The organism is Arthrobacter sp. cf158, from assembly GCF_900106835.1.
GTDB lineage: Bacteria > Actinomycetota > Actinomycetes > Actinomycetales > Micrococcaceae > Arthrobacter.
The window spans coordinates 333,034-358,884 of the sequence record NZ_FNNR01000005.1 but is presented as its reverse complement, the minus strand read 5'-3'; the positions used below and the strand labels follow the sequence as shown (position 1 = coordinate 358,884).

The 25,851-nt window shown below is 59.7% G+C and carries 17 protein-coding genes and 1 pseudogene; 17 read left to right on the top strand and 1 reads right to left on the bottom strand.

Annotation, left to right across the window (positions count from 1 at the left end):
- Positions 1-13: 13 nt before the first annotated feature.
- From speB to BLW08_RS12570, 16 genes and pseudogenes are all read left to right on the top strand, one after another.
- Complete coding sequence (speB, locus tag BLW08_RS12645; protein WP_091325457.1) at positions 14-1,015, top strand: agmatinase; 1,002 nt, start codon at positions 14-16, stop codon at positions 1,013-1,015.
- Between the two features lie 24 nt (positions 1,016-1,039).
- Entirely contained in the window at positions 1,040-1,867 is an 828-nt protein-coding gene (locus tag BLW08_RS12640) for an HpcH/HpaI aldolase/citrate lyase family protein (protein ID WP_175538688.1), read from the top strand.
- Positions 1,864-2,862 (top strand): hotdog family protein, encoded by a 999-nt coding sequence (locus BLW08_RS12635; protein WP_091325453.1) that lies wholly within the window; start codon positions 1,864-1,866, stop codon positions 2,860-2,862. The genes BLW08_RS12640 and BLW08_RS12635 overlap by 4 nt, the downstream gene beginning before the upstream one ends.
- The gene (locus BLW08_RS12630; RefSeq protein WP_175538687.1) at positions 2,859-4,055 is read left to right on the top strand and encodes a CaiB/BaiF CoA transferase family protein; all 1,197 of its coding nucleotides are present in this window, start codon (positions 2,859-2,861) and stop codon (positions 4,053-4,055) included. Before BLW08_RS12635 ends, BLW08_RS12630 begins: the two co-directional genes overlap by 4 nt.
- Positions 4,052-4,861, top strand: coding sequence for a maleylpyruvate isomerase N-terminal domain-containing protein (locus tag BLW08_RS12625; RefSeq protein WP_091325450.1), 810 nt, complete (start codon positions 4,052-4,054; stop codon positions 4,859-4,861). The genes BLW08_RS12630 and BLW08_RS12625 overlap by 4 nt, the downstream gene beginning before the upstream one ends.
- A gap of 32 nt (positions 4,862-4,893) precedes the next feature.
- Complete coding sequence (locus BLW08_RS12620) at positions 4,894-5,691, top strand: SDR family oxidoreductase (RefSeq protein WP_091325449.1); 798 nt, start codon at positions 4,894-4,896, stop codon at positions 5,689-5,691.
- A 42-nt stretch (positions 5,692-5,733) separates the two neighbouring features.
- The gene (locus BLW08_RS12615; protein ID WP_091325446.1) at positions 5,734-7,179 is read left to right on the top strand and encodes an NAD-dependent succinate-semialdehyde dehydrogenase; all 1,446 of its coding nucleotides are present in this window, start codon (positions 5,734-5,736) and stop codon (positions 7,177-7,179) included.
- 23 nt (positions 7,180-7,202) lie between these two features.
- Positions 7,203-8,570, top strand: a complete 1,368-nt coding sequence (gabT, locus tag BLW08_RS12610; RefSeq protein WP_091325444.1) for a 4-aminobutyrate--2-oxoglutarate transaminase — start codon at positions 7,203-7,205, stop codon at positions 8,568-8,570.
- Complete coding sequence (locus BLW08_RS12605) at positions 8,567-10,060, top strand: aldehyde dehydrogenase family protein (protein ID WP_091325441.1); 1,494 nt, start codon at positions 8,567-8,569, stop codon at positions 10,058-10,060. Before gabT ends, BLW08_RS12605 begins: the two co-directional genes overlap by 4 nt.
- Positions 10,061-10,170: 110 nt before the next feature.
- Positions 10,171-11,154 carry an Lrp/AsnC family transcriptional regulator gene (locus BLW08_RS12600; RefSeq protein ID WP_091325439.1) on the top strand — a complete coding sequence of 328 codons (984 nt, stop codon included), beginning with the start codon at positions 10,171-10,173 and terminating at the stop codon, positions 11,152-11,154.
- A gap of 774 nt (positions 11,155-11,928) precedes the next feature.
- Positions 11,929-13,365, top strand: a complete 1,437-nt coding sequence (locus BLW08_RS12595; protein WP_254779847.1) for an APC family permease — start codon at positions 11,929-11,931, stop codon at positions 13,363-13,365.
- A 579-nt stretch (positions 13,366-13,944) separates the two neighbouring features.
- Positions 13,945-14,817: an IS110 family transposase gene (locus BLW08_RS12590; RefSeq protein ID WP_254779846.1), complete on the top strand. Its 873-nt coding sequence runs from the start codon at positions 13,945-13,947 to the stop codon at positions 14,815-14,817.
- Positions 14,818-15,038: 221 nt separating this feature from the next.
- Positions 15,039-16,307: an MFS transporter gene (locus tag BLW08_RS12585; protein ID WP_091325436.1), complete on the top strand. Its 1,269-nt coding sequence runs from the start codon at positions 15,039-15,041 to the stop codon at positions 16,305-16,307.
- 39 nt (positions 16,308-16,346) lie between these two features.
- Positions 16,347-18,629: an alpha-L-rhamnosidase gene (locus BLW08_RS12580; protein ID WP_091325434.1), complete on the top strand. Its 2,283-nt coding sequence runs from the start codon at positions 16,347-16,349 to the stop codon at positions 18,627-18,629.
- A gap of 171 nt (positions 18,630-18,800) precedes the next feature.
- Complete coding sequence (locus tag BLW08_RS12575) at positions 18,801-19,805, top strand: LacI family DNA-binding transcriptional regulator (RefSeq protein WP_175538685.1); 1,005 nt, start codon at positions 18,801-18,803, stop codon at positions 19,803-19,805.
- A gap of 34 nt (positions 19,806-19,839) precedes the next feature.
- Positions 19,840-20,161 (top strand): annotated as a pseudogene (locus BLW08_RS12570) (L-serine ammonia-lyase, iron-sulfur-dependent, subunit alpha); the annotation flags it as partial.
- A 1,365-nt stretch (positions 20,162-21,526) separates the two neighbouring features.
- On the opposite strand, the gene BLW08_RS12560 reads toward BLW08_RS12570, so the two are convergent.
- A complete protein-coding gene (locus BLW08_RS12560; RefSeq protein WP_139244894.1) occupies positions 21,527-23,020 on the bottom strand; it encodes an ABC transporter substrate-binding protein in 1,494 nt (497 codons plus the stop codon).
- A gap of 577 nt (positions 23,021-23,597) precedes the next feature.
- On the opposite strand from BLW08_RS12560, the gene BLW08_RS12555 reads away from it, so the two are divergent.
- Positions 23,598-25,826 (top strand): N,N-dimethylformamidase beta subunit family domain-containing protein, encoded by a 2,229-nt coding sequence (locus BLW08_RS12555; RefSeq protein ID WP_139244893.1) that lies wholly within the window; start codon positions 23,598-23,600, stop codon positions 25,824-25,826.
- The last annotated feature ends 25 nt before the right edge of the window (positions 25,827-25,851 follow it).

The following is a 25,851-nucleotide window of genomic DNA, read 5'->3' as shown; positions in this document are numbered from 1 at the left end:
GGAGCATCCCCGAATGAGCGAATCTTTTCCAACCGTGCCCCGGATTACAACCGGTAAAGTTGTAGGCCAACCAGACTTCACGCGCCTGCCGCGGTTCTCTGCGCCCACAACGTTTGCTGCACTGCCGACCCCGGGTGAAGTGTCAGATCTCGATGTCGCCATCGTTGGCGTTCCGTACGATTCCGGCGTCAGCTACAGGCCGGGAACCCGCTTCGGACCAGAACACATCCGCAACGCTTCCAAGCTTCTTCGCCCGTATAACCCCGAAGCGGACTCATGGCCGTTCCAGAGCCAGCAGATTGCAGACTTGGGTGACATCGGAGTCAACCCCTACAACATCGACGAGGCCATCACCTCCATTGAACGATCGATGCGCAGCGTGCTGGAACGCGCACCGAAATTGCTCGTCCTTGGTGGGGACCACAGCATCGCCCTCCCTACATTGCGCGCCCTCCACGCCGTTCACGGGCCAATTGCAGTGGTGCATTTCGACGCTCACCTGGACACCTGGGACACATACTTCAACACTCCTGTTCTCCATGGGACCCCGTTCCGCCGGGCCTCAGAAGAAGGACTTCTGGACCAGGAAGCCTGCATGCACATCGGAACCCGTGGCGGCCTCTACGCACCCGGCGACATGGATGATGACAGGGCTTTGGGGTTCGCTACCGTCCGTTGCGAGGAAATCGAATTCGCCGGCCTTCACGGTGCCATCGAGAAGCTCAAAGCTCGCGTCGGCCAACGACCGGTCTATGTCAGCGTGGATATCGACGTCCTCGATCCCGCCTTCGCTCCGGGCACGGGAACCCCCGAATCCGGCGGTATGACCAGCCGGGAGTTGCTCACCATGCTCAGGTCCATGAAGTCCCTGAACGTTGTTGGCGGCGACATCGTCGAAGTTTCCCCTGCGTACGACCACGCCGACATCACCGGCATAGCAGCGGCACATGTCGGCTACGAGATCCTTTCGGCCATTTCACCTGCCGTGGATCTTTCGGCACTGCGCACCCGCTAGCCCCTCAAAAGAAGGAACATGCACATGACCTATGCACGCAGCGTCCTATCGGTGCCCGGATCATCCCAACGCTTCCTCGACAAAGCCGGCAGCTCAGCTGCTGATGTTGTCATGATCGACTGGGAAGACGGCGTCGGGAACGATGACAAGGGTACAGCGAGGGAACTCACGAACGGCTTTCTCCACGCCCAAGACCCGTCCGCCGGACCCGTGTGGGTTCGCGTCAATGCCACCTATACGGAACATTTCGACCACGACGCAGCGGCCGTCAACCAATGGGCCAATCGTCCCAGCGCAGTGGTGCTTCCCATGGCCACGCTCGAATCGGCAAAGACAGCTCTTGCCCGCCTGGACGGGGTGCCGCTGGTCGCCATGATCGAAACGGCCGTAAGTCTTGAGCAGGCCCCCCACATCGCCAGCCTGGACCGCATCGTCGGCCTGATGTTCGGCGAGTACGATTTTCTGGCCACAATGGCGGCCTCCGGCGCCTCTCGGATGAGTGACACCGGATGGGCCAAGTCCCGTATTATCAACGCCGCTGCCGCCGCTGGCCGATGGTCGATCGCCGGACCCAACGCGGACTTCAGTGACGCCGCAGCTCTTCAGGAGCAGTCACGCCGCGAAGCAAGCCTCGGTTTTGCCGGTAAGCTCTGCATCCACCCCAACCAGATCGGCACAGTCAATGAGGAATTCGGGCCGGCACCTGAATATGTGAGCTGGGCCAAGGACCTCCTTGAAGAAATCGAAAGAGGCAATCACGGGGGCGCGTTCCGGTTCCGCGGCCAGATGGTCGACGCACCAGTGATCGATCGTGCGCGGGCCGCCGTGCGCCTGGCAGGAGCAACCCGATGAGCATCCATGAACCTTTTGGAGAAGAACTCGTACTCGGCGTACCGCTGCCCACTGCACCGGCCATCACTCTTACCGGGGGATTGGCCGCTCAGTACCAGGCCATCACCGGCGACCCCCTGCGTTTGCCCCTCAGTGCGCCATTGTCCGAGCAGGTCACCGGAGGAGACCGCCTAGTCAACCCCGCCTTGGTATTGCAGGTCGCCATCGGTCAATCGACTGTGGCTACCCGCCGCGTCATAGCCAACCTTTTCTACCGCAACGTCCGGCTCCTGCGTCAGGTCCCTGTCGGGACAACCCTAGAAACAACTGTCACGCCCAAGGCTGCAAAACTCGCCCGCCCTGGCGCTGGCGGCGAACGTGCCAAGGTACTCCTGGGCATGACCACCCGTGACCAGTCCGGGAATATCGTCGCGGATTTCGAGCGCCTGGCGCTGATTCCCGTGCAGGACCGCAGCGCCATCGATGAAACCGGCGACATCGGTACGGCCGAAGACCGGCTGAGCCTGGGAGACTACCTGCAGCTCGTCCCCGGGGGTTGGGACCTGTCCGGTCTTCCTGCACCGGCTCTGGTTGCCCAAGGGATCGAAGTTAAGGATCCGCTACGGGAACCAGTGACAGAAGCCCAGACTCTTGTTCGGATCACGCAGAACCTTGCTGCAGCACACCGGGACGTTGCCCGCGGTCAACAGGGCCGCAGACTGGTTTACGGTGGCCACACCGTCGGCCTTGCCCAAGCCTCACTGAGCCGCATCGACCCCGGCATCGCCACCGTGCTGGGCTGGCACTCCTGCGACCACCTAGCGCCCGTGTTCGAAGAGGACCTGCTGAGCTTCTCGGCTGTCCTGGAAGACGTGACCCCGCATAAACAAGGAAACGTCACCGCCTACCGCATTACCGCCACGGCCCACCGGCCGGGTTCCGAGCCCGTTGACGTGCTCTCATGGATCCCCGTCGTGTGGACCGCCTCCAAGACCGATCCCGAAGGAAAGCCATGACCGAAACTCCCCGCCTCCTTGAAGGCATCCGCGTTCTGTCGCTGGAGCAATACATCGCTGGCCCTTACTGCACCTCGATCCTCGCCGACGCCGGTGCCGAAGTCATCAAGATTGAACGCCCCGGTTCCGGAGACCCGCGGCGCAGCTACGAACCCCGCAAAGGAAGCGACGACGACTACATCAGCGGAGGTTTTGCCTCCTACAACCGCGGCAAGAAGTCGATCACGCTGAACTTGGACTCCCCTGAGGACAAGGAACAATTCGCCGTATTGCTCAAGACCGCGGACGTCCTGGTATCCAACCTCCGTCCCGGCGCCCTCGCCCGCCAAGGATTCAGCAGCGAGCAACTGCGCGCCCAGTATCCCCGGCTCGTCATCTGCGAAATCACAGGTTTCGGCGCATCCGGGGGTCCATACGCCAAATGGCCTGCCTTCGACTCGGTGATCCAGGCCATGAGTGGACTCAGCAGCCTCATTGGTCCCTCGGCTGATGCTCCTCCCGGCCTGGCACCCATGTCCACCATGGACCTTCTCGCTGGGATTTGGGGTGCGCTGGGCATCCTGACAGGCCTCGCCGGCCGCGCGACCTCCGGTCAAGGCTGCCATGTCGATACTGCAATGTACGACGTCGGAGCCGCTCTCCTCGAGCGCCCCCTGACCTTGCACGAATTCACCGGAGCCGTGCCCACCCGCGGCGCGGACGAGTTCAGCCCGGTCGGGGCCTTCCGTGCCGCGGATGGTGGATGGATCTCTATCGTCATCCCCACCGACGATATGTGGCAGCGGTGCTGCAAAGCCATGGAACGCCCCGAGCTGGCCAGCGATCCGGACCTGGACACCGTCCTAAAGCGTGCCGGAAATATGAAAACCCATATCGTGCCCGCCTTGGAAGCATGGGCTGCGGAGGGCAAACTCTCACGCGAAGAAGCAACCGCAAAACTTCGGGACGCAGGCCAGCCAGCCGGTGCCGTGCAAACCATCGAAGATGTCCGCAACTGCCCGCAGTTAGCGCATCGGAATCTTTTTACCCCACTGGAAGACACCCGCGCTTCCCATCGCGACGGTGCACCGCTGATGCTCCCCCGATCCCCGTTGGTCTTCGACGGCAAATCCGCACGGCCCGGCCCGGTCCCGGACCTGGGGCAGCACAACGGCGAACTGCTGCACTCCCTCGTCAAAGGCGCTCTGACATGAGCACCCAGGCTATCCCGGCCCTGGAACGACTGGGATCCTTCGCCCTGGAAATGGCCGCTCGCCTCAAGAACGAGCACTGGAGCCTGCCCAGCGCATGCCCGGGCTGGTCCGTTCATGATGTCTTCATTCACTTAACATCCACCCTCCGAGAAGTGGTGGAGCCTGAATCGCTGCCTTCTCCGGTCAGTGGCGACCTTGAAGCCACCAATGACAAACACGTCGAACACTTCCGCGCGCAGTCACCGCAGCAGACAGTCATGGACTACAAGGCGTTGCTGCCATTGGCCCTGCCCGCCCTGCGGCATATGCAGACCCCCGCAGCCCGGGACCTCCTGGTTGATTTTGACAACGCCGGTAAGTACCCAGCCCACCTCATCGCAGACTCTCTGGTGTTCGACCACTACTGCCACCTCCGCCACGATCTGATCGAACCCCGCGGTCCCCTGGAAATCCCACAGATCGCCCCCCTCAGAGAATTCCTCGAACCATCCATAAAGTGGCTCATGGCCGGGCTGCCGCAAATGTCCCCCTCCACCTTGGCAAGCCAACTTGCAGAACCCGTCCGGTTGTTCCTCAGCGGGGAGGGTGGCAGCTCGTGGATATTGCGCCGGTCCGCGGACGGAGCTGTCAGCGCCGAGCACACTGATAAACACGAAACCGCAGCGGCCACCATCATTTCCGATGCCGATGCCTTCATCCTTTGGGCTACCGGACGCGTCGGCCTCCCTGAGGCGGCAAACCTGCTGGCCATCCGCGGCAATCGTGAACTCGGCCGCCGAGTACAACAACACATCCACGTCTACTGAACAGCCGACAGGCATCACTCCTAGGAGAAAACATGACTCCCCGCACCGTAGTAATCACCGGAGCATCCTCCGGCATCGGCTTGGCAACCGCTCAGAAATTCCTCGACAACAATGACAACGTCATCGTCCTGGACCGCAACGCCTGTCCGCTGGACGTTCAAACCATCACCGTTAACCTGGCCGATTCGGCTTCAATTGCTGCAGCTGTCGACGCCCTGCCCGACGCCATCGACATCCTGTGCAACGTCGCTGGGGTTGCCGGCACGGCCGGATCCCGCACCGTGTTGTCCGTGAACTTCCTCGGTATCCGTGAACTGATCGAGAAGGCGGCCCCGAAAATCACCCCCGGTGGGTCGGTAGTCAACGTCGCCTCTACCTCCGGGTGGTACTGGCGGGACCACCTCGAAGAAGTAACCTCCCTCATCCAAGCCCCCGACGTCGAATCTGCCCTCAAAGCCCTCAACCTCTCCGAAGATGACGGCTACCTTGCGTACAACCGCGCCAAGGAAGCAGCGGTGGTGTGGACCATTCTGGCAGCGCAAAAATACTTTGGACGCTTCCGGGTCAACTCGGTCAGCCCCGGCCCGGTACAGACACCGCTGCTGGATTCCTTCTACGAATCCATGGGCGCCGAAGAGCTCGACCCGATCGTCCAACGCTCCGGCCGGCCGGGAACGCCCACGGAAATCGCCAACGTCGCCTGGTTCCTGACCACGCCCGAGTCGCACTGGATCAACGGTACCGATCTCGTTGCTGACTTCGGTGCCGAAGCATTCCTGGCAATTCAGGACAAGGCCCCACGTCTGGCGGCCGACCACCAGCCTGTCTAAGCGACAGACCACCCAGATTCCCAGAGCGTAATAGGAAAAACCATGACAGAATCTTTTACCGGCCCCAGCGGCCTGTTCATCGACGGCGGATTCCGCCGCGCCTCCGACGGCGCCGTTTTCCCGGTGGAGGATCCAGCCACCGGCAAAACCATCGTCGACGTCGCAAACGGCTCCATCAGTGACGGCCTCGCAGCCGCAGAAGCGGCGCAGAAGGCGCTAAAACCGTGGGGAGCCTTGACGCCTCGCCAGCGCGCCGAGGTGCTCCGGTCCGCCTTCGAGGTCCTCACAGCTCACCGCGAAGAAATCGCGAGCCTGATCGTCGCCGAAAACGGTAAGGCGCGTGCCGACGCTCTCGCCGAAGCAGACTACGCTGCCGAGTTCTTCCGCTGGTTTAGCGAAGAGGCAGTACGGCTCCCTGGCTCTCTCCGTGAGTCCCCCACCGGAAACCGGCGCATCATGGAGATTTCCCAGCCTGTCGGCGTCGTTCTGGCGATTACCCCGTGGAACCTGCCCGCCGCCATGATCACCCGCAAGGTTGCCCCCGCGTTGGCGGCAGGCTGTACCGTCGTCGTCAAACCCTCCAACCAGACACCCCTGACGGCTCTGAGAATCGCCGAGTTACTGACTCAGGCTGGAGTGCCCAACGGCGCGCTCAACATCGTCCCGACCCGCAGGGACAAGGAAGTCGTTGCAGCTTTGATCGACTCCAGCCCGGTTCAAATGCTCTCCTTCACCGGTTCCACTCAAGTGGGTCGCCAACTGCTTAATCAGGCCAGCGGACGGGTGCTCAACACTGGTATGGAGCTGGGCGGCAACGCGCCCTTCATCATCTTTGAGGACGCCGACGTCGACAAAGCCGTCGAAGCTGCAATGACTGCAAAAATGCGCCACAACGCCGAAGCCTGCACCGCAGCCAACCGCTTCTACGTTCATGACGCCATCCGTGAGGAATTCACCAACAAATTCGTCAAGGCCATGGAAGCCCTGCGCCTTGGCCCGGGCAGCGACGCCTCCACTGAAGTCGGACCTCTCGCCAGCAAGGCCGCCTTGGAAGGCCTGAGAGAAGCCGTGGCGTCTGCCATCGAGGCCGGAGCCGAGCGTGCCACCAGTACAGAGGTGCCGGCCGGCCCCGGCTACTACTTCGCTCCCACCGTGCTGACCAACGTAGCGCCCGACGCCGACATCTTGAACCACGAGCTCTTCGGCCCCGTCGCCCCAGTAGTGGGCTTCTCCGATGAAGACCACGTGGTCACCATGGCCAACGCGACGGACATGGGACTCGGTTCCTACGTCTTCAGCGCCGACCTGGCCAGGGCGCTGCGCGTCGCCGAACGAGTCCATGCCGGCATGGTGGGCGTGAACACCGGCATCTTCTCGGACCCCGCTGCACCCTTCGGCGGTGTAAAGCAAAGCGGCATCGGCCGTGAAGGCGGGCATCACGGAATTCACGAATTCCTCGAAACCAAGTACATCGCCGTCCAGTGGTAACAGAAAACGTCAGGAGAACCCCCATGAACAGCATCACCGGCGGCCCCGCCATCTCGCAGCAACGGATTGTGCGCACCCAGATTCCGGGCCCCAATTCCCTCAAGCTCCAAAACCGACGTGCCGAGGCCGTCACCTCGGCGATCCCCTCCGTGCTGCCCATTTATGTCACAGCAGCTGGTGGCGGAATCCTGGTCGACGCCGATGGGAACCAGCTGATCGATCTGGCCTCAGGGGTGGGAGTGTCCACTGTCGGCAACGCCAACCCCAAAGTCGTCGAGGCGGTCACCCGGCAAATCAACGCATTCACGCACACCGCATTCTTCGTTACTCCCTACGAGGGGTACGTCGAGGTGTGCGAGAAACTCAACAGCATCACACCTGGCACACACGCCAAACGGACTGCCCTGTTCAATTCCGGCTCCGAAGCTGTGGAGAACGCCGTTAAAGTCGCTAGGAAGGCTACTGGCCGGCAAGCAATTGTCGTGCTTGAGCACGCCTACCACGGACGCACCAACCTGACCTTGGCCATGACAGCGAAAGCCGCACCCTTCAAACTTGGTTTCGGGCCCCTCGCCAGCGAAATTTACCGAGTGCCGGCGTCCTACCCTTACCGGGACGGCCTCTCCGGGGAAGAGGCGGCAACCCTGGTCATCAATGCCATAGAATCCCGCATCGGTGCTACCGAAGTGGCGGCAATCGTGGTGGAACCCATCCAAGGCGAGGGCGGATTTATTGTTCCCGCGCCCGGTTACCTCACCGCACTCCAGTCGTACGCGCATACCAACGGCATTCTGATCATCGCCGACGAAGTACAAAGCGGCACCGGCCGCACCGGCGACTGGTTCGCCTCAGAACATGAGCAGATTGTTCCCGACCTCATGGCTATCGGTAAGGGCGTGGGAGGCGGACTACCCCTGTCAGCGGTCACCGGCCGCGCCGAACTCATGGACGCCGTCCAACCTGGCGGCCTCGGCGGAACTTACAGCGGCAATCCAGCAGCCTGCGCCTCGGCTTTGGCGGCAATCGCGGAAATCACCGATAACGGGCTCCTTGAAGCTGCCAGGAAAATCGGTGAGACAGCAATCAGCAGGTTCGCCACGGCGCAAAAGCTCCCCGGTTCGCCCATCGGGGACATCCGCGGACGCGGTGCCATGATAGCCATCGAACTCGTCCTCCCTGGAACAAAGACACCTGCGCCGGACCTGGCCCGGGCGGCGGCACGGCTCTGCCACGAACAAGGCGTTCTCGTCCTCGTCACTGGAACGCACGGCAACGTCATTCGACTGTTGCCGCCCTTGGTGATCGGGCAAGACCTCCTCCAAGACGGGCTGGACGTTCTTATCGAGGCACTTTCCATTGCAACGGCACAGACCCTTGGAGAAAACAAATGACCCACATCACTGACGCGGCGCACCTTGCAGAGTCCGCGTCCAGCCAAGCTATATTCGACTACCCCGTCCAGAGCTTCATCAACGGGGAAACGTATGCATCGACGGGCGGGACTTATCTCAACATCATCGATCCGGGCACCGGGCAAGTCATTGGTGAACTCGCCGATTCGGGTGCCGGCGACGTTGACGCAGCCGTCGCTGCCGCGCGCGCGGCCTTCAAAGACGGCCGTTGGTCCGAAGTCGATCCCGAAGAACGTGAGCGTATTCTCTTCCGGCTTGCCGACCTAGTGGAGCGTGATGCCGAGATCCTCAGTGAAATTGAGGCCCGAGACACCGGAAAGCCCTTGGCCGAAGCACGACTGGACATCGCCGAAGCTGCATCCGTACTGCGCTACTTCGCCGGTTGGTGCACTAAAGCGTCCGGGACCGTTGTCCCCGCACCGCGAGAGTATTTCGCAACCACCACCCGCGAACCACTGGGCGTCTGTGCGGCCATCACCCCATGGAACTACCCACTGCCCATCCTCACCTACAAGGTTGGTCCGGCCTTGGCCTTCGGCAACACGGTAGTCGCCAAACCATCCGAGCTCGCCTCGGCGTCCAGCGTCCTTCTGGCACACCTTGCCTACGAAGCCGGCGTGCCTGCTGGAGTATTCAACGTGGTGACTGGAGGGAGAACGGCCGGAGAAGCTCTCTCCGCCTCCACGGATGTCGACAAGATTGCGTTCACAGGCTCGACCGCAACCGGCAAGGCCATACTCCGGGCAGCTGCAGAGACCCTGACACCTGCAACCGTGGAGCTGGGCGGCAAGAGCGCCCAAGTCATTTTTGAGGACGCTGATCTTGAAGCTGCCGTTGAGGGTGTCGCGGCCGGAATCTGGACCAACGCAGGACAAATCTGCATCGCCGGCAGCCGAGTTCTGGTTCAGGAAAGCATTAAGGAAAAATTCCTCAAAGCCCTGACCGAGCGCACCGGCAAGCTCTCACTCGGACACTCCATGGATCCAGGAGCCGACATCGGGCCAGTGATCTCAGAAGGTCAACTGAAGAAAATCAAATCCTTCCTCACCGAAGCTCAACAAGCGGGCGCATCGGTCTCGACCAGTAGTACGACCGTTCCCGATCACGGCTTCTTCCTGGCTCCGACAATCGTCTCTGGCATCCCCGCAGGTCACCCGCTGGCGAGCCAGGAGGTCTTTGGCCCGGTGCTAGCCATCGATACGTTCACGGATGAGCAGGACGCCGTGGAGAAGGCTAACTCCACAGAATACGGACTCGCAGCTGGGCTGTGGACCAAGGACGTCTCCCGGGTTCACCGCATCACTCGGAAGCTGGAAGCCGGTACCGTCTGGGCCAACACCTACGGCGTCTTCCACCCCACCCTCCCCTTCGGAGGTATGAAGGCATCCGGATTCGGGCGTGAACTCGGTCCCCAAGCCGTGGAGCACTACACCCACTCCAAAACATCAGTCCTTCATTTGGCCCCCTAGGCGCCTACGCGAGTACCAAGCAAGGTGGCATTTGAGAAAATGCCACCTTGCCGGTGCTTAACTTGATATATTTTCAGGAGCACCAGCGCCCAAACTCAAGGAGATGATCGGTGACGACCGAAACAGCCCGAATCGGAGCAGCAGCACAGCATCCATCGGTGACGCTCGACCCCGTTGACCTGGCCTTGATCGATCTGCTTCGTGAGGACGGCCGAGCCACTTTCTCCGATATGGGCAACGAGGTCAGCCTCTCAGGGGAAGCCATTCGGCATCGAATTGACAGGCTTGAACGCGGCGGCGTCATCAAGGTAGTCGGTAGCGTATCTCCAGAGGTTCTCGGTTATAGGACGTTCGCTGGTGTCGCCATTAATGTCAGTACGTCTGCCCGGGAAGTGGCCGAACACCTTGCAGCGTTCCCGGCTACAGACTTTGTCGTCTCCACCGCCGGGGACTTCGATATCCTCGTCGAAGTCGTATGCAAAGACGACGACGAACTGCTGCAGGTCCTCGATGAGATCCGGGCCGTTCACGGCGTTCAAAGCTGCCAGACCTTCCTCTACCTCTCTTTTGAAAAGTACGGATACGACACTTCAGGTGGCTTGGGAGGCGGCCGCAGACTGAACATGAGTTCACAGCAGGAAGCGCTCACACTCGACCAGGCAGACATGTCGATTATTCAGGCCCTTCGAGAGGACGGCCGCGCTTCATACACCGACCTCGCCGCCGTTTCAGGGCTGACCTACCCCAGCGCCCGGCGACGGGTACTACGACTGCTGGACACGGGCGTTCTGCACATCAACACCATGGTGAACCGCCTGCTGTCACAAGGCCAAGTACAAGCGGGGATTGGCGTCACCGTGTCAGGCGACATCCGCGCGGCAGCCAAGGATCTCGCAGAGCACCCCGAAGTGGGCATGATCATCACTACCAGCGGTCGGCACGATCTCATGCTCGAAGTGACCTGCAGGGACAAAGCAGACCTTGCAGACTTTGTCGGATCCCGCCTGCGGTCTATCCAATCAGTAGTAGGAACACACACCTACACCTATCTTCATATCCACAAGCTGCCCTACACCTGGTCCGGCCTTACCTAAGCCGTACGCCCCGCACGAGACCAAACTTGTCAGACAGCTAGATAGCCCCTCCTTCGGGAGCGTTCTCCTGGTTGGCTACCCCCATGCCACACAGTGGCACCAGACTCCGGGATTCGTGTCCGGACGGCAAGCAGGACACTGCCAAAAGGCTGCCAGGGCCTCAGCGAGCCCGAAAGTCGGTCATAGGCAAAGAAGCCGTCATGCTGATTTCAGTGTTGACCTCAGGCTAGATCAGGGCCGTTTGCGCTCAGGATTAGGGCCAGCATTGCCGATACCGCTCATGGCGCGTGTCCAAACGCGCCTCCCGAAGATCGGTATAGCGGGCAATGCGCCGCTCGACCGCGCGCTTGGCATGCCTGTATGCATTCCGGGGATGCGCGCGCGGGCGCTGATACCCATGAAAGTCTATGGCGCTTCCAGGGAGCTGAGCCCCTTCCATCGAGGCACGGATGCCAGCCAGGCTACGGAAGCGCGACCACTAGCTAATCGTAACGATGCGAGCAATCATCAGGCAGACGCAAGCACATATGATCAATAATCCATCTATTTCTTGAGCTTATGAAAAAAACCCTTGTGATTGGTGTCATAACCGAGTACGGTAGCTGAAGCAAGATCCCCTCTGCGCCTCAAATCCGGCTTCCCTTGGAGCGGTCACCGTAGACTGCTGGCCATAGCGGCCTCCGGATACAGAAATACTGAAAGGCCCCCCAAATGTCCCACCCATCACCACGTGCTACCCCGGCTGGAAGCGCAACGCTTAAACGTCAGTTCAGGATGCGCGATGCATTCACCCTGGCATTCGTCTTTATCTCCCCCATCGTTGCCCTCTACGCCGTTTTCGGCTTGGTCATGCAGGCTGCCGGGCCGGCAGGATGGTGGGCGTTCGCCATCGTTCTCGTTCTCCAGCTCCTTATTGCGTTGAGCCTTGGCGTATTGGTTTCCCGGTGGCCGTTCCAAGGTGGCAGTTACCAGTGGGCCCGGCGTCTCGTCGGGGAAAACTACGGTTGGGCGGCGGGCTGGGCCTACATCTGGACTATTGTCATCGTGATAGCGAGCAATGCTTATGCCATTGCGAGTTTCATACCGCCTCTGTTGAGCATCCCTGAGTTCACCCTGCCCGAACACATTCTCGTGGCTCTCGGTATTCTCGTTCTGACGACCGGGCTCAACCTGATAGGTCCGGTCGTATTGAAGATTCTCACTCGGCTCAGCTTGGCCGCTGAAGTTATCGGATCGATCGTTCTGGCAACTGTGCTGCTCATTTGGCACCGCGAGCAACCTTTCGACATCCTCTTCACCTCAGGCGGAGCGGCCGACGGCGACTATCTCTGGGGCGGATTTATCCTTGCGATCGGATTCGTAGGCTTCGGGTTCGCGGGATTTGAGACTGTCTGCAGCATGGCCGAAGAAATCGAGAATCCCGAGAAGAACCTGCCTAAGGCGATTGTCGGCGCCCTTGCCACCATCGGAATCGTCGTTCTTTACTCCTCACTTGCGCTGGTCCTGTCAACCCCTGACTTTGGGGCTGTGATTGCAGGAGCCATCGTCGACCCTGCCGCCAACAACATCACCGAAGCGCTCGGCCCTGGTATCGCCCAACCATTCTTTGCCCTGGTTATCATTGGTTTCGCGGCCTCCATGCTTACCGCCCAAACCAGCATTTCACGCGTTATCTGGTCCTTTTCGCGAGATGGCGTCTTGCCTGCCTCCAAGTTCTTGTCCAAGCTCTCGAACAAGCACCGCACACCGAACCGTGCGATCATCGTGGTTGGCCTGCTCGCTGTTGTGATCACACTCCTGGCCTTCTCCGAGCAGGTCTACGCAACGCTCATCGCAGCCGCGGCCGGCGGCTTCTTCGTAACCATGGGGCTCGTAGTGGTCGCATTGCTTGTACGGATCGTGAGCAAGAAATGGCACCACGGACCGTTCACCTTGGGCGCCTTCACCCTCCCAGTGGTCATCGGCGCAGCGGGTTGGATCATCTTCGAGATCATCAATCTCGCATGGCCTCGCAACCCTGGCGACGAACTGCCCTGGTATGTCTCATGGTCAGTACCGATCGGTCTGGCTGGCATCGCCCTTGTCGGCCTCTTGGTATGGCTCTCAGTCCGGGACAGAATCCGCAACGTCAACCAAGATCTGCACGAACACCATGAGATCGCAGGGGAAGAAGATTCCCAGACCACGGGGTACATCGCAGCCCCCAAGTAGTCATTGCTTTCCAGGCTGTTGAACATTCGATGATGCAACAGTTATAGGAACGACATACGCCAGGCGGGAACGGCGTTCGCAAAGCAGATCGTTCCGGAGGGAAGGGCACTACCCTCCAGAGTGGTCACCGCGTCGGCGGCTCCTCACAGCGGGGCCGCCGACGTACTTTAACTACCCACAGGGTGCTGGCTTGCAGAGTGACTTGCTGCTAAGCCAAATCGAACTCTGGCTAGGCCTATTCTCGAGCCCCAACAAATGTTCCTCAGTTGAAACTGCTGTGTAATCAACCGCCGGGAGGTTGTGGCGGACATGTAGAAGGTCAGATCCAGTAGACCGAGCCGTATCGAACACAGCTGTCATTCTGAGGCGCTTGATGTCGCCAAATCGAGCACCACTCCGCAGCATTGAATGCAGCCGGCGAAGGGGTCTTCTACAAGCCCCTGCCTCAGGATGAGGCGCGGCTGCGTGATCTGTTCACCGGCAGCAGCAGCTAGGCAGGGTGCTCGTGATTGTCGACCAGCCCAACACCATCGCCGCTCTTCCGATAGCCATGGCCAGGGACTGCGGCTGTGCCGGTACATGCCCGGTCTGACGTTACGTAAAGCCGCTGACCTGCCGCAAAAGTCCAAGACGGACGCGCGGGATGCATTCATCATCGCTGCGACGGCTCGTGGACCGCCACACACGCTGCGGGCCGTTGACCGGGACAGCGAGGTGCTCGCAGCGCCGAAGGTGCTCTCCGGATTCGACGCTGATCCTACCTATGAGTGCACCAAGGCGGTCAACCGGCCGTGGTCGCTGCTGCTTCAGCTTTCCCCACCCCGTAATGCGACTTCCCGGGGACAGCCAATGACCCGGTCTTTGATCGTGGAGCCGTTCATCAAATACGCCGGACCGACCGACCTGCGGGCCGCCGGGCGATCCAACGTGTTGCGCAAGGATCCGGTGAGCCTGGTTGATGCCACATTCACGGCGCTGGGCGAGCAGACAGTCACCGTGAATGGCACCGAAGCCGCCGAATTGGTCAGCGCCCGCGTCGCGGGGCAGATCAAGGAGCTCAAACACCAGCCAGCCATTGTGGCCAAGGAAGTCGAGAAGCTTCTCGATGCCTTCCCTCTTTCCCAGGACCTGATGTGCATGCCGGGAGTCTGCATCAAGACCAGAGCGACGATACTCCTGACCATCGGCGATGCCGGCACCTTCACTCCTCCCGGGCATCTCGCCGCATACGCAGCCATCGAGCCCGGCACACGGCGCTCCGGCCCCTCGAACGCCGTGAATTCCCAGCACGTGGTGCAGCAGGTTCATAAACCAACGGAATGTTTCGGGTACTGCCTGCTTCGCGTTCGAGGGTGCAAATGCAATCTACGATGCGCGGGCGGCGACCAGCTCCTTCGAATCGAGACGGGCATACCCACGCCGTCACTGACACAAGGTTATCAGGTCATCTAGCAAGACGCTGCGCTTTAGTGTATCGATACACTAAAAACGATGTTGAAATTTACCTTGATTTAAAGGGTTTTCAGTGCCTACAGTAATCCAAGCGAAGGTGATGAGTGTATCGGTTCACTGAGTATTCAAGTGCCACTGGCCGCAGTACCGACCTCCACTGATAGCTACCTTGTTCGCACCTTGGACGTTTGGCGTCCCGTATATCCACTCGAAGGCGAGTCATGTCACAAAAAGTTCAAATTCCCCGAAGAGTATGGTTCCGCTCTGGCGTAGCGGGCATGGCGTCGTACCTGGACGCTGCAGCAATCGTGTCCACAGGAACCGCGCTCGTTCTTTACCAAGAACCCTTCGGATTGACGCCGGGCGCCATTGGATTGCTCTCGTCGCTCCTCACACTGTCGATTGCCGCCGGAGCACTAGTCGGTGGCAACCTAGGTGACAGATTCGGCCGCCGCAAAGTCTTCACAGCAACAATGATCTTGCTGGTTCTCGGCGCTACTCTCCTGGCAGCGGCTCCGGCTGCGGAGTTCCTGTACGTCGGAGTGGTGGCATTGGGATTTGCCGCTGGCGCCGACTTGCCGGTTTCGCTTGCTCTGATTTCTGAAGAGGCACCGGAGGGTGCTCGTGGAAAGCTCGTGGCGTTCAGTCAAGTCTTCTGGTATCTGGGCTTGATCGCGGCACAGTCGGTCGGAATTCTCGCCGGAGGACTTGGCGAGTTTGGTGCGCGGATCCTCTACGGTCATGTCGTCGTCGTCGGCATCATAGTACTCGTTCTACGCCTCCGGGTTCCTGAATCCCGCCAATGGATGGAAGCAAAAAACCGCGTACGAAAAGACCCGAGCGATGGGGTCAAATTCTCGACATTCAAGCAGCTGTTCAAGAAGCCCCTTCTCATCTCCTTTGTTGCCTTGGCCCTGTTTTACTCGACCATGAACGTTGCGGCCAACACCAAGGGCCAATTCGGCGTTTACATGTATGTGAAGGTCGCCGGAACCACTGTGCAGACTGCCTCCGCTATTATGCTTAGCCTGCTGCTGGTCAGCACTACCTTTGCAATTATCTTCATGCGTCTGGTCGACGGACCCCACCGCATGCGTTGGTTTGCCTTGGGCATTGCGTTTACCGCTGCCCAATTCACTATTCCTGCAGTCTTCGGTATCACCGTCTGGACACTGGCGCTGGGCTACGCCTTCGGGACCATGGGAATGGCATTCGCGTTCGAAGGCATCTTCAAGGTCTGGACTCAGGAGTCATTTCCTACCCTCATGCGCAGCACTGCTCAGGGCGCCATTCTCGCTATCGCACGCGTTATTGCCGCAGCGGTGGCGCTCTGGACTCCTACGCTCCTCGCCGCTGGTCCAAACATACTCTTTGCAACCCTGGCGGTACTTGCCCTGGGTGCTGGCGCGATCGGCGTCTGGATACATCGCCTTCCCAAACCCGGGGCTGAAACGACAGCACCCCGGCCCGCATCAGAATTGACCCGCTAAACCACTTATCAACGTACCTCCAAGAAAGGCACAATCTGGATGAGGACCTCAAATGCCCAGATGATCGCGGCCAAGGACGACTTCGCAGGCGCCCCCCTTTTTCGTAAAGAATTTCGGTTGGTGCAAGGGCACGGCGGCCCAGTTCGGGCTGATCTTCGAGCAACGGCTTTCGGCATCTTCGAGGCCTGGGTTAACGGAAAACCGGCAGGAGAGGACGTCCTCAGTCCGGGTTGGAGCTCCTACGAGTGGCGCCTCAAGTACCGAAGCTACGATGTTCTACCCCTGCTTGAAGAGACCAGCGTCATCGGGGCCTCAATCGGCAATGGCTGGTACCGTGGCCGCCTCGGTATAAATGGTGTAGACAACAACTACGGCGACGAGCTCGGTTTCTGGGCGCACTTAGACATCGAGTACGACGACGGATTCGTCCAAACGGTGACTACCGACGACACGTGGCTTGCTGGGCCCTCGGCTACTCTCTCAAATGACCTCTATGACGGTCAATTAATAGACGCCCGGCGCCAAGACCCTTCCTGGATGCTCCCGGGCTATCAGAACACAAAGTGGACAACAGTACACACACTGGACCTCGACCCAAGCCGGCTCGTGGCACCCTTGGGCCCGTCGACAGTGAGACACGAGGTCCTGCCCCCAATCCATATCTGGCCCAGGCCTCATGGCAAGCACCTCATCGATTTCGGTCAGAATCTGGTGGGCTGGGTGAGATTCCATGTTCGGGGCTCTCGGGGCGACACCATTACTATTCGCTATGCCGAAGAAATCGAACATGGTGAACTCGCAACGCGCCCGCTTCGCAGCGCCAAAGCAACGGACGCCGTGATCCTCTCGGGCGGTGACGATTTTTTCGAGCCAACCCTTACCTTCCATGGGTTCCGCTACATCGAAGTCGAGGGGTGGCCCGGTGAGCTATCCAAGGAATCGCTGGAAGCCGTAGTCGTCCATAGTGCACTTGAACGGACGGGAACGTTCGAATGCTCTAACGAACTCATCAACAAATTGCACCGGAATGTCGTTTGGGGACTCAAAGGGAACTTTCTGGATCTGCCCACTGACTGCCCCCAACGCGACGAACGTCTCGGATGGACAGGAGACATCGCTGTTTTTGGACCCACCGCAGCCTATCTCTATGACGTGAAGGATTTCCTCGGCGATTGGCTCCAAGACCTCGCCAAAGAACAGCAAGCGCAAGGTGGCCTCGTGCCATTCGTAGTACCGGACATCTTCAAATTCGGCCGCCTAAAGATCAGCCTTCCCACGTCCGCGGCTTCCACAGCTGTTTGGAGCGATGCGGCTGTGTGGCTGCCCTGGACTCTTTGGGAAGCCTACGGCGACAAGGGCGTCCTTGTCCGACAGTACGACTCAATGAGTTCCCACACCCGCTACGTCGAACAGTTGTTATCAAGCAACGGACTGTGGGATCAAGGCTTCCAATTCGGCGACTGGCTCGACCCCGACGCGCCGCCGCAGAAACCGGCAGCCGCCAAGGCCGATCCAGGCGTTGTGGCCACCATCTGCCTCTATCGGACAGCTACGCTGATGGCCAAGACTGCAGAGCTGCTCGACCACACAGACGACGCTGCGCATTTCGGTAAACTAGCTGCCCGCACTCAGCAGGCTTTTGCCGAGAACTATCTCGAGTCCGACGGCCGCATTGCCAGCGACAGCACCACCGCATATACCTTGGCGATAACCTTCGACATCCTTCCGGATGACTCGGCACGCCGCTCTGCCGGTGAACGCCTCTCGGAACTTGTTCGGGCAAACAACTACCGAATTTCCACTGGTTTCGCAGGAACCCCCTACATCACCTGGGCGCTATCTGAATCTGGCTTCATCGAGGACGCCTACAAACTGCTGCTCGAAGAGCAATGCCCTTCCTGGCTCTACCCCGTGACCATGGGTGCGACCACGATCTGGGAGCGATGGGATTCAAAACTGCCGGACGGGTCGATCAACCCTGGCACTATGACCAGCTTCAATCACTACGCTTTCGGCTCGGTCGCGGACTGGCTGCACCAAGTCGTTGGTGGAATCAGCCCCGCAGCTCCTGGCTACGCCAAGGTACGCATCGCTCCGAAGCCAGGTCCGGGCATTCAGTACGCAAAGTCTTCCCTGAAAACCCCCAACGGGCCGATAAGCGTCGAATGGAACGTTGCCGACGACCTGATGAAACTATCCCTGGACCTTCCAGCGGATCTGACAGCGGAGGTCGAACTCCCATCATGTCCTTCGTTCACCATCACCGGGGGCCACCATGAGTTCTCTACCGCATTGCCTGCAAAGGCATTGAGTTCCGTCTAAATCCCTAGGCAAATGAGAGTATAGAGAGGTCCGCCCGGTCGCCTGATGATTGTCAGGCAACCGGCGGCCCCTCAGCCAACACGCCTCGGGCGTGCTCAAATAGAAGTGAATTCGAGGAGCCGGCCCGGAAGGCGATATCAGCCCGGCAATCTGAGAAACAATAGGGAGAACATGGGTAAGGTCGCCATAGGGCACGTGGCAGAGGCCGCCGGTGTGTCCAAAACCACAATTTCCAATTATTTCAATGCGCCAGAGAAGATATCGCCGGCAGTTCGTGCGCGAATCGGTGTTGCTATAGAAACTTTGGGCTACGTGAGAAGCGACGCTGCACGTCAACTCCGGGCAGGACGAAGTACGGTGATCGGCTACGTTGTTTTTGAAGTTGGCAATACGTACTTCTCAGACATCGCCCAAGCAGTAGAACAACGTGCGGCCGAGGCCGGTCTTCACGTCCTCATCGCCAACAACGCGGCTGACCGGAAACGCGAACGCGCCTATCTCGACCTATTCGCCGCCCAACAGGTGCGCGGTGTCATAGTTGCCCCGCTGGACAACATCGAACCCCAGCTCGAGACCTTACGGAAAAGGGGGATTCCATCCGTAATGACAGGTCGAAAAGCTGAAACATCATCCCAGCCATCAGTCTCTGTCGACGATGCCTTAGGCGGGTATCTCGCCGCTAAGCACCTCATTGGCAGAGGATGCAAATCGCTGGCGTTCGTTGGTGGACCTCTTGACCTTCAGCAGATCCACGAGCGCCTACAGGGCGCCGCCAAGGCCGTTGGGGAAGCTGAGGACGTTGTACTTGAAATTCACACAGTCGAGGAGAGGACCGTGGCAGCGGGAAGGACAGCTGCTGCCCAACTAGTAAACCGACCCGCTGCGAAGATTCCCGACGGTATTTTCGCAGCCAACGATTTTCTCGGCATTGGCCTTATTGATGGAATCCACAAGTCAACTAGGCTGCGTGTCCCCAACGACATCGCTGTAATCGGCTTTGACGACCTGGATGTGGCCGCCTCTGGAGCGGTTCCGCTCACAACAATGCACACCCCACCTTTCGACTACGGACGAGCCATTGTCGAACTACTGCTCTCCGAACTCGGAGAACTGCCAGCACCAGAAACAAGGCATATCGTCTTTGAGCCCACGCTTATTCAGAGGGCCTCTAGCTGAGTTTCTGCCCCACGGAACCATGCTGCATTTACGGCTCGCCGCCGCAGGCCTCGCTGAATTACTCGGAGGTACCCCCCCAACAAGTCGAAAATGCTGCAGAAATTGCCATGGAACGCAACCTTGGCCTGACCTGCGACCCCATCGGCGGCCTGGTACAAGTCCCCTGCATTGAACTCAACGCCATAGCCGCAAACAAAGCGATCAACGCAGCCCGCATGGCACTCCGCGGTGACGGGCAGCATCACGTCACTCTCGATCAAGTCATCGAAACCATGCGACAAACAGGCATGGATATGAGCGACAAGTATAAGGAAACCGCAATGGGCGGATTGGCCGTAAACGTTCCCCTCTGCTGATGCGGTACCCGCGTCACCCCATGGCTCGCCCCTAAAGAGCTTGGAGGGCGTCACTCTGATGCCGTGACTAAACTTCCGGTGGTGGGACATACTGTCGATCTTTCGAGATCAGCCACGAGTATCGCTTCGACTTGTTACACATCATCTGGACGAGCGGGTTCGCCGCCAGTGCCCAGTCAGTCCAATACGGCGTGGATGAAGGCCTTGCCAGGGTTGTGAATCAGACGTCGGGGTTTAGTTGCGCTGATCTGACCCGAGCGCATCTTCAACTCCTGATGTACAAAGCCGAAATAGCCGGGTTCTTCAATGGCAATGTCTTACTACTGACTCCAACTACTTCCAGCCCTTCCTTCACGACCGGCACGACAACCCCGAAAACGTGAACGGAGTTACGGCCAACTATCTGGACGGGGCTTGGTTCACTAATGCCCTCAACCTCAGTGAACGTCCACCGGTCGCACTCCCCCATGGCTCTACCCCCGCAGGACTGTCCATGCAAATCCAGCTCGTGTTGCAACACGACCCCGAGGTAAGGCTGATCTCCGCCGCTCCCGGACCGAATAATCCTTTGGGATGCCACAGCTTGCAGAAGCATGCAGCCCGCTCCAGGTTAGGAAGCGGACGAGCACGCGGAACCAGCGGGCATAGTCTTTTGGCCCTCCCGCCGCTTCTCGGGCGAGAACATTAGATTAAAGCTGCAGCGGGTGGTTCCGAGCCATCTTCCCGAGAAGCGTTGGAAGCAGGCAAACCAGATACCTAGCGCGCCAAGACGTGCCCTGCCTATATGGGGACGTGCAGGTGTCCGTGCTGAAGAACGTATGCGCCTGTTGATTCCGCCATGCACAAGTACCGACCAGAGAGCGCGCTTTGGCAGCTCGACGGAAGCGCCTACCCTTCCGGGCGGTTGGGTTGCACAGGCACCTCGAACCCTCGAAGATGTCACCGCACACGGTACCGTTGAGTCGCTGGAACCAGCAGAGACCATACTTCTTCTGCCCTGAAGGCTCAACATTTCACGGCGGAACCCGACCCTTCCATGAAGGACACGGAGGGTGACACGTCCGGACTCGCCATTCTGAACCGCTGTTGATCATAGAAAGGGCACGTCCTGGTGCCTTTGGTAGTGTTTCTGCGCGTTACGGGCAAGTTCGTGCGCAAATGGCGCGGTCAGCAAGCCGACCGCGCCATTTCACACCGTTGTAGCCTAGCCTCCTATGCCATGAGCCTCGAGTGAAGTCCGGACTGCGACCTTCGAATCCGGTCAGCTTGGACCCTTGTCGCCACTGAACATGTCGATCTGTCTCGCAATGAAGACCGGGTTCTCGGGGCCATGGTTAGAAGTGGAGACCGTCTATGCCAGCACCGTTACCCTACGATGTAGGCGAATGAAGGGCTGATGTCGAAGATGTTCGAAGGAACACGGCTCGCAGACGAGGACAGGTTGGCTGCAATCGGCACAAGCGAAAGGTCTTGCTCGAACAACGTGTTGATCTGGTCGACCACCTCGGCGCGGGCCTCGTCACGAGTGGTGCCAAGTTGATCGAGCAGTTCATTCATCTTTGGTGACGAGTAGCCGGTGTAGAAGCCCTGGAGGGCCGGGCCGAGCTGGAAGGGAAGAAGTGCGTCAGGGAAGTCGCCGTTTTCATACGTGAAGGCCACGAGAATGTCGAAATCCGCATCATTCGATCGCTGAACCATGGCGGCCGTTTCCATCTTGTTGATGTTCATGGTTATGCCAATTTCCTTGAGGTTCTGCTGGAGAACCACTGCAATGTCGTTCGATGGTTCGTCGGTGGAGTCGACGATGAGCTGCAGTGTGCAGCCCGTCTCGCACTTCGTGCCCGCTAGGTAGCGCTTGGCACTGTCCAATTCGGGTGTCGCTGGGAGGAACGGGCGGCTGTATTGGGAGGACGGGGCAAACAGGCCCAACGCGGGTACGTTCATCCCGGCCCATGCAACCTTGTTGATCTGCTCGCGGTTAATCGCGCGGGCAATGGCTTGGCGGATGTTGACATCGCCGAGCACGCCCAGCTCGTTCAGTGACAGTGTCTGAATCCCGTTCACGCCCACGGTAGTGCGCGCTTCCAAAGGCGCAGAGAGCTGACTAAGCACCTTGGGAGAGACGCCATCTGCGAAGTCGATCTCGCCTCCCTGAACTTGGGCGAGGCGTGCAGCAGAGTCGGCGATTTTCTTGAACGTTATACTCTTCGCTGTGGGCTTCGTGCCGGCGTAATTGGGATTCGCCGTGAGTTTGATTTCACTTGGGTTTACGGTCTCGATGCCAAACTTCCCGGCTGTTGGCACGGGTGTTTCGTAGAGCTTCTCCCCCCTGGCCTCGATCACCTCGGAGGGGATGATCGCGGCCTGCGGAGTAGCGAGAATCCACGGAAGAGAGGGATAGGCCCTCTTGAGGTTGAACATGACGGTGAGGTCATCCTTGGCAGTCACCGACTTGATGGGCGCAAACTTGTAGGCAAAGGCGTTGGTGGCGTCCGCGAGATGGTGTTCGAACGACGCGACGATGTCCGCAGACGTTAGGTCGGTCCCGTCGGAGAACTTCAGGCCGGGACGCAGGGTAATGGTGAAGTCCGTCTCCGTCTCTTTGATCGCATCTGCAAGGCCGTTGGATGTGCCCTTACCGTCGTCGTTGAGAGTAGTCAGCGTGCCCGACGCGAGACCCATGATCGATATGTCTTGTCGAGAGTACGCCTGTCCTGGGTCCAAGACCTGAGGAACCGAGGCCACTCCGACTGTGAGGGAGTCGAAATTTGCCGACGGCTCACTGCCACTACAGCCCACGAGTAAACTCGCCATTCCGGCCACCGCGATCCAACTTGCTATTGTCCGCTTCGTATTCAAGGTATGTCCTTCGTCTTCTTTGATGATTGCTGGCGCACTCGCCGCTCTAGGTGATGTGTCGAAGGTCCCCGGCGTACCCCGCAGTTGCTGTAGCGCTGCTGGCAGCCATACCCTTCAAATCCGACGCCACCTGCACTGCGTTGGCTGGTGCGGTGGTGTCTTACGCATGATGCGCTGGTGGGTGAGCGCTCAAGTATCCAGCAGTCGACAGATCTGCACTGCCCCCATGCCCCCGCCAGTTCAGGTGTGTCGATGATTGGTGTTTCGAGCAGCATACGTCCGGCTTTAGTACGTGCACAACCCTGTACCGCACGTTACTTCTCACAGGATTATCCTGTGGATTTGTGTATCGGTTCTTGGCGTCTTCCGGCGGCTCGTCAGCGCCCGCCCGGAGTCGTTGATAACTTATCCTTTAAGGCTTAGCCAAAGGGTTGCCCTATGCCTCCTGCGGTGATCATAGGGGCTTGTGGACCGAATTGAGCTTGCATAAAGTCGATTCATCCTCCGTGGGCAGACCCAGGCGGGTCCTGCCTGGCCCATCATTATCCGGAACAACAAGTCCAAAGCAAGGAACACTGTGTCACACGCTCTCCGCAGCTATACGAACACCCTCAGCTACCGTGCCGGCGATGCCGTCTCCTTATACTGTGACGGCGAAGCGCAGGACGTGCGGGTATCACTTAAACGACTTGTGCATTCGAGCGATGCCACGACGGACTTGGCAGTCGCGTGGGATGCGGAAGGAACGTATCAAGTTCGCAAGCAAAGGACTTGCCTCGGCTCATTCGCGACTGCGCCTATTGGGACGCTCACTGGAGCTGAGCTCACGGTGGGCCTGTTCTTCTGGTTGGCCTCCGGCCGGTTGGAGGGCACGCGCACGCTATGGAGCATCACATCGCCGGAGGGCGGGACGGCATCCGCGCAACTCAACGGCCAGATGTTGTCGGTCACCGTGGGTGAGAAAACAACAGACCTGGACGTGACTGTGCGCCCCTATGTCTGGTATTTCCTTGGCGTGGTGGTGGAGGACGGCGTGGCATCAATTGAGCTCATCTCGACCGACCTGTTGCGTGGCGACTCAGCCTCATCCACCTTTGCGTCGGGAGCGCCGTTCCATTCCAGCGCCGCGCTGACCGCAACTCTTGCGGGGAGAAACCCGCAAGGCATTGCAATGGATTCGGGCCTGGTACGGGGCCACGCCGTGGACCTCTTTACCGGCAAGATTGGGGGGTTCTTCGTCTCAAGCGCAGCGCTTGACTCCAGTACATTACAGGACATCGCATCTGGAGCTATCGGAGCGTCGGATGCTGGTGGCCCCGATGTGATAGCGCGTTGGGACTTCTCCCCGTTCAGTGCTGGCGACGATCCCAACGTCATCATCGACCGCGCGAGCGGATCATTGGTCCCCCTCGTAAACTTGCCCACGCAAGGCGTTACCGGGCGCTTCTTTGATGGAAGCGAAACTGACTACCGACACAATCCATCGCACTATGCGGCAGTGCACTTCCATTCCTCCGACATGTCGGATGCCGGCTGGGATCCCCTGCTGACCGCGAAGCTCCCTTCCGACCTCCCCAGCGGTGTCTACGCAATAGAGATTGCCGGGCCGACGTCCACCGACCTGATGCCGCTCTTCGTGACCCCGGCGGTCGGGGACATCACCGGCCGCAAAGTGGCCGTGGTGTTACCGACGTTCTGCTACCTCGCCTACGGTAACGAAGGCATGTACGCCTCGGGTGACCCGTCCACGTGGACAAACTCCGGGCTGGTTAAGGTATCGGCGGAGGATGCCGCACGCGTGGGCGACTCCACCTACGGCCTGTCTCTGTACGACTTTCACCCGGACGGAAGCGCCGTAGCCTACTCCTCCACCCGGCGCCCGATCGTGAACATGCGCCGCGGCTACAAGATGTGGCTGTTCGAGGCTGGGCGCGGCTTCTCTGCCGACATGTACCTCGTGGAGTGGCTCGAGAGCCGCGGGATCGAATACGACATCCTCACCGACTATGAGGTACACGCCGGAGGAGCCAGTGCGCTTAAGCCGTACTCCGCGGTGATCTCCGGCATGCACCCCGAATACACCACAGCCGAGCAACTGGATGCCTTCCAGACCTACCGGGATTCCGGCGGTGGATTGATGTATCTCGGCGGTAACGGCTGGTACTGGGTAACAGGTGTCTACTCTTCTGCCGGCCTTACAGTCGAGATCCGACGCGGGCACGCGGGACCGCTCGTCTGGATGGCATCGTACCCCGGCGAAGTCACTCTCATGTCCGGTAAACAGCCTGGTGGCCTTTGGAGGCACCGGGGCAGGGCCCCGCAAAAGATCTTCGGAGTCGGTATGGCTGCGCAGGGATGGAGCAAGTCTTACCCTTACTACCGCAGCACGGCAGCAGCGTCCGACCCCTCGGCCGCCTGGATCCTGGAAGGTGTAGAGGAAGACCCCATCGGCGACTACGGCGCCTTGATGGGCGGCGCGGCCGGTGACGAGATCGATCGCGCCGACTTGTTCCTGGGAACTCCGTATCACGCCACCCTCGTCGCCAGTTCCCGCGGCCACGACAACTACTATCAACGCGTTCCGGAAGAAACCGGCGCTACACAGCCCAGCCCCAACTCGCCGGGTGGCGAGGACGATCCTGAAGTGCACTCAGACATCATCTACTTCCGCACGCCGGGCGGAGGCGAGGTGTTTTCTGCGGGGTCAATGGCCTGGTCCGGTGCCCTCAACCACAACGGAGGAGACAACGGTGTCTCACGGATGACCGAAAATGTCCTACGGCGGTTTCTCGCAAACCGTTCGTAGTCGACCCCATCTCATCGACAACGGC